Origin of the sequence: Microcystis sp. M49636_WE2 (assembly GCF_030065375.1) — a bacterium.
GTDB classification, from domain to species: Bacteria; Cyanobacteriota; Cyanobacteriia; order Cyanobacteriales; family Microcystaceae; genus Microcystis; species Microcystis aeruginosa_C.
In genome coordinates this window covers 1-5,773 of the sequence record NZ_JASJFG010000979.1, presented here as the reverse complement: position 1 = coordinate 5,773, position 5,773 = coordinate 1, and the positions used below count along the sequence as shown (strand labels likewise).

At 45.4% G+C, this 5,773-nt stretch carries 4 protein-coding genes and 1 pseudogene; 4 read left to right on the top strand and 1 reads right to left on the bottom strand.

Annotation, left to right across the window (positions count from 1 at the left end):
• Positions 1-137, bottom strand: a pseudogene (locus PX484_RS22545) (ketol-acid reductoisomerase); the annotation flags it as partial.
• Between the two features lie 489 nt (positions 138-626).
• Here PX484_RS22545 and pilM point away from each other — a divergent pair.
• The 4 genes from pilM (at position 627) to PX484_RS22525 (ending at position 5,444) form a co-directional block, all read left to right on the top strand.
• Positions 627-1,748: a type IV pilus assembly protein PilM gene (gene pilM, locus PX484_RS22540; RefSeq protein WP_004163576.1), complete on the top strand. Its 1,122-nt coding sequence runs from the start codon at positions 627-629 to the stop codon at positions 1,746-1,748.
• Between the two features lie 9 nt (positions 1,749-1,757).
• Entirely contained in the window at positions 1,758-2,528 is a 771-nt protein-coding gene (locus tag PX484_RS22535; protein ID WP_287767302.1) for a PilN domain-containing protein, read from the top strand.
• Complete coding sequence (locus PX484_RS22530) at positions 2,525-3,298, top strand: pilus assembly protein (RefSeq protein WP_287767301.1); 774 nt, start codon at positions 2,525-2,527, stop codon at positions 3,296-3,298. The genes PX484_RS22535 and PX484_RS22530 overlap by 4 nt, the downstream gene beginning before the upstream one ends.
• Before the next feature lie 73 nt (positions 3,299-3,371).
• On the top strand, positions 3,372-5,444 hold the full coding sequence (locus PX484_RS22525; RefSeq protein ID WP_287767300.1) for a secretin GspD/PilQ domain-containing protein: 2,073 nt from the start codon (positions 3,372-3,374) through the stop codon (positions 5,442-5,444).
• The last annotated feature ends 329 nt before the right edge of the window (positions 5,445-5,773 follow it).

Here is a 5,773-nt window from a genome sequence, read left to right as displayed (position 1 = left end):
CCAACAATCACATTAACGCCACTATCCTTGAGATTTAATGCGTGGGCATGACCCTGGGAACCATAACCAATAATAGCGATCGTTTTTCCCGCTAATAAATCTAAATTGGCATCCTCATCATAGTACATTCGTGCCATCGAAATCGCTCCTTAACTTCTTTTGTCACTGTGCAAACTCCTAATTATAGGGGAAAATCACGCCTGTCAGAAGCATTTGAGCGCCGGTTTCCCAGAGTCAAGAAAAAATAGTGCCTAGAAAAATTGAAATTTTCTTGAGATATTTGGGTAATCTAACTAAAGAAGGCGAAACGAGATGGAGCGGTTAACTAGGTTTTTTGTCTAGACTTGGTTCTTTCACCAAAATTGATTACAATATCATCATCAATAGGTGCTTCCTCTCCCCTCACCCAGTCAAGATTAACCTCGATCTGAACACAGATAATCGGGTTGGTGTTCAGTGCCGAAATAGCTTCTCTCCTTCTCGATTTTTACCTTTTCTGGGTAATTTACCCAGTCAGGATCGTTTATAGACTAATTTACTGCCTTGATCAACACTAGAGAAAATCAGGTCAAAAAATTATTGGCTTTGTTAATCACTAATTCTCTGAGAGCTGCCCCAGAAAATCTATGGTAAGTTTTTTTAAGAAGCTATTGACAAAAAAAACTCAAGGTGTTGGGCTAGAGATTACCCCAGAGCGCCTTAACGTGGCTCAGATCGCCAAACAGAAACAAAATTATAAATTAGTTAAATATTGTTCGTCGGATATCCCAGAAGGCATCTTTGAGGAGGGAAAAATCGTCGATTCCGTCGCTTTAGCGGAATTAATCCAGGAAGTCCTCAAGGAAAATAAAATTAACAGCAAACGAGTCGCTACTGCTGTCCCCATGCGCGAGTCAATTATCCGGATTATCGCCATTCCCTCGGAATTGGACGAGGAGGAATTGCGCGATCTGATCTTAAATCATGAAGCTAATTTATACCTTCCCTATCCGCGCGAGGAAGTGGATATCGACTACCAAAAACTGGGCTACTTTCAGGATGAAGACGGCATCGAAAAGGTGCAGGTTTTGCTGGTAGCTACTCGTCGGGAGATCACCGATTCCTATCTGGAGACCCTGCAACGGGCAGGATTACAGGTAGATGTGCTAGAAATTAATAGTTTTGCCCTAATTCGGACGATTCGCGATCAGTTGCGACAGTTTAGTTCCAATGAAGCTACCGTTATTGTCGATATAGAATTTGATAACACGGAAATTGCCATCGTGGTGGACGGCGTTCCCCAATTTTCCCGCACTGTCCCCATCGGCACTTTCCAGCTACAAAATGCCATTTCCAGGGCGATGAATTTGCCCACCTCCCGCAGTCCTGAGATTCTTTTGGGGATGACAATCCCGATCACTGCCTTTGATAGTCTTGGCACCAATACCGGTCTTTCCAGAACCTTTACTACCGCCGGGATTGCTGCACTGATGCGGGTTTTAGGGGAATTAACCGATGAATTGCGGCGATCAATTAATTTCTATCTTAACCAAAGTGATGAACTGGAAATGGAAATTGTCCAGTTACTTTTAGCCGGTCCCGGGGGCGGTTTAGCACAACTAGATGAATATTTTACTCAACGTCTTAGCATCCCTACCATGCCCATCGATCCGATCGCATCACTCAACTTAGATATCAATCAAGAGATTCCTAATACCCAAAGACCGGGTTTAGGAACAGTTCTCGGTTTAGGATTGCGGGAGGTATAGACAAAAATTATGTATAGTCTTGACGTTAATTTTCTCAAAGATCGCCATCTTAACCGAACAGTCCAAACAACCTCTAACTTCGAGATTTCCACCGTTATTAACCTGAGGAAACAACTACCCCTGTTCCTCGGTGTGGGAGTGGGGGCCGGATTATTGGCACTGACGGGATTACTCGGTTTAACCGTCGGTTGGAAAACCAGCGAAACTCAGGCCAAAATTCAGCAACTGGAAGGGGAATTAGGTCAAGTACAAGTCCAAAGTAAAAAACTAGAAGACATCAGAGGGGAACTAAAGGTGGTAGAAGCAAAAAATAAAGCTCTGGTGGGTGTATTCAATCAGATTAGGCCTTGGTCAGCCATTATCCAAGAAATTCGCCAACAAACTCCTTCTAGTGTGCAGTTAAATAGTTTGCAACAGGTGGAGGTTCCCGCAAACCCCAATCAAGGGCAACCCAATCCGGCTGCTGGCTTAAAAATCAGTGGTTTTGCCAGTAATTACGAAGCAGTCAATGATTATCTCTTAACCCTACAAGCTTCTCCTTTTTTAGAGGGTAAGCGAACGGTGATCGAAAGTGCTGCCCTGGCCGATTTACCCCTAGATGTGGCTAATCAGTACAAAAATATTAATGTTACTTTCCCCCAAGTGGTTCAATTTGTGATCACCGCCCAATTAAGTGATACTCCCGCTACTCAACAACTGCCCAATCTCGCCAGGAATGGCGCGATCGGAGTTGTTACTAGGATTAATACTCTCAAAAGCCAAGGAGCTATTCAACCATGACCTTTAACGAAGAATTTGAAAAGCTGAAATTAGAGGAATTTGAGGAGTATCCTATCGCTTTCGGGATAACTTTTACCCCCCGTAATAGTGGCATCGCTGCCGCTGTGGTAGGTTTACTTGGCTCCCTCTATCTGCTTTTTAACTGGGTGATGCCCGCTTATAATACCTGGCAGCAACTGCAAACCGATGCAGCCAACAAAAAACAAATGGTAGATCAACAAAAAAGCCGTCTCGAATTTTCAGAATTCCAAAAAATCGAGAGTCAGTTACAACAACAAAAAGCTATTGAACAGAAAATTCTCTCGCTTTTTGCTAAAGAAAGGGACTTAAGCACTATTCTCTTAGATGTTAGTAATATCTTTAAGTCTCGCGATGTTAAGCTGGTTAGTTTTCAACCCCAAGGACTAGAACCGGTGGTGGTCTCCGATGGTTCCCTCGGTAGTGAGGTTAATAATAAGCTCAAACGTCAAACTTTTAACGTCAAGATGGAAGGGAGCTATGCTAAAACTCACGAGGTTATTCGGGATTTAGAAAGATTACAGCCGCTCATTTTGCTGAACAGTCTCAATACCCAAGTGGATAAGGAAGGATCGACGGTTAAAGTGGTTAGTACCAGCAAAAATAAAGCCACTATCGTTCCCCAAGGCGATAAACCCGTGACTACCACCTTTCTTCTCGATGTGATTATTCCTCTCAATGCCGAAGAATTAGCGAAATTAGCACCGCCACCCCCCGCCGAAGGTCAACCCCCCGCTAGTCCGCCCCAATAATAGTCTTCAAGCCAGTGTGAGTATTGCCTTTTTTGTCCGTTGAATTGCGTAATCGTTGAGGAGTGAAGTTAAAGTGAATCCGTCCCGTTATGCCCTATTTATCCCGCAAATTGCCTCGTTTTTATTGATGGCTCCCCTGAGCGTCTTGGCCGAAACCCCCATTTCCTTCCATGGTTCAGAGTTAAAATCTGGTACATCAAAAATTGAATTTTGGCAAGAGTTTAGTAAAGAAACTTTACAAAAATCGCCAAATCAGCTTGTCCCTTCCAGCGCGGCCCTAGAAAAGGAAATCAGCGATCGCATTTTAGCCAGTGAAAAACTACTTGCCCAAAGTGCGCCCATGGTTCCCAACCCCGAAATTATCATTCAAGGCGCACCCCAAGCCCCAGGCGTTCCCACCCTACCCCGGGCCGTTGCCCCACCGGTGGGAGATATTGCCATCTCTAACATCGATGCTAGTGCCGAAAAGGTCAAATTCGAGCGTAATATCACCGTACCTCGTGTTTTACTCCGGGAAGCTTCCGCTAGAGAAGTGTTAATGACCCTTGCTAACATTGCCGGTTATAACGTCGTTTTCACCAGCGCCCAGGGGGAAACTAACGCCACTTCTCAGACAGTTTCCTTGGAATTTACTAACGAATCGGTGGAAAACATTTTTAACGCCGTCTTGTTAATTTCTGGACTCCAGGCCAACCGTCAGGGTAAAACCATCTTTGTCGGGGCGCAATTACCCCAAGGCGCTCGTAATCTGATTAGCCGCACCCTGCGCCTCAATCAAGTTAAAGCTATCGCCGCCGCCACTTTCCTTGCCACCCAAGGGGCAGAATACCAGCGTTTAGTTACCCAAACCGAGGATATCGTCGATCCCCTCACCGGACGAGTCATCGGTCGCCGGGATATTCCTCCCACCCTAGAAGCACTAACACCCCAACAGACAGAAGGCTCAAAAGCTGCCCTACTTTTAACCGGTTTAAGAATTGCCGCCGATGATCGCCTTAATTCTATCAATTTAATCGGCGAAGCGCGGCAAGTCCAGATCGCCACCTCTTTATTAACCCAACTGGATGCTCGTCGCCGTCAGGTGGTGGTTAACGTCAAAGTTATCGATGTCAACCTGCTCAATACAGACCGTTTTAGCAGTAGTTTTTCCTTCGGTTTTAACGATGGTTTCTTCGTTCAGGATAACGGGGCGGCAGTGGTGAACTTTGGCAATATGAACCCACCCAGTAGCTCAACTGTATCCAAACCGGGGGCTTTTGCACAGCCGATAGTTCCTTTAAATAATGTTTTCTCTGGGGAGGGAACACCCGCCCTAGAACCTTTTTTTGATGTTCAGGATGCTCCTTTTAGTAATATAACTCAGGGAAGAGTCACAGATCGAAATACTGGGCTGGTTGTTCCCTATGCCCGTCCTAATTTTGGAACATTTAATAACCCCTTTCAACCCGGTGCAACAGATGCAGATGGAGGAGATTTTGCGCTACCCGACCTCTTCCAATATCCCCAAAGATTCCTGATGACCCTGCAAGCGTCAATTCAGACAGGAAATGCCAAGATTCTCACCGATCCCTCCCTGGTGGTGCAGGAAGGTCAACAGGCCACCGTTAAGCTCACCGAGAAAGTGCTAGAAAGTGTCGAGACAAGTGTAGATCCTCTCAGTGGCGAACGCACCACTACCCCTGTATTGGCTGATGCTGGGTTAACTTTAGCGGTAAACGTCGATCAGGTGGATGATAACGGTTTTATTTCCCTGTCGGTTAGCCCTACCATCGCCTCTCCGGGGTCTCCGATTCAATTTAATAGCGGTGGTCTCACAATCAACACCCTTACCCCTCTGATTCGTCGGGAATTAACTTCTGGTTTAATTCGTCTGCGGGATGGACAGAGTTTAATTCTTTCCGGCATTATCCAAGAAAAACAACAAAGTTCTGAGACAAAAGTGCCGATTTTAGGCGATATTCCCATTTTAGGGGCTTTATTCCGCAGTCGTACCAATAGTAATAGTCGCAGTGAGGTGATTATTCTCCTCACTCCCAAAATCATCGAAGATTCGGCCACTTCTACCCTCGGTATCAACTATCAACCGGGCCAAGATGCGGCGGAAGTGTTGCAGCGTCAAGGGTTCCCCGTACAACCGCGACAGTAATTAGCTTTTTCAGTTATCAGTTATCAGTAATCAGTTTCTGAAGCTTTTGCCTCTTGCATGAGTGCCTCTCCTCATAACTAGCCTATACTCAACGGATTTAGTGTAACTTCGCCAGTCTAAATAGGGGCTGCTGAAAAAGTTTTTCGTGGGGGCAGGGTGTGGGGTGTGGGGTGTGGGGTGTGGGGTGTGGGGTTTTACCGATTTTGAGGTAGTCAGTTACCTAATTTTCAGGGAAAAAGTACCTGAATTTTACCCCCGATCCCTCCAATGGTCGGCACTTTTTGAGGTCAAAAAAGTCTAAAAGCCTTATCCAACAAGGTTTTTAGATT

What these genes read in the sequence shown, in the direction of transcription:
- pilM (WP_004163576.1), top strand. Translation starts at nt 627, where the DNA reads ATGGTAAGTTTTTTTAAGAAGCTATTGACAAAAAAAACTCAAGGTGTT.
- PX484_RS22535 (WP_287767302.1), top strand. Translation starts at nt 1,758, where the DNA reads ATGTATAGTCTTGACGTTAATTTTCTCAAAGATCGCCATCTTAACCGA.
- PX484_RS22530 (WP_287767301.1), top strand. Translation starts at nt 2,525, where the DNA reads ATGACCTTTAACGAAGAATTTGAAAAGCTGAAATTAGAGGAATTTGAG.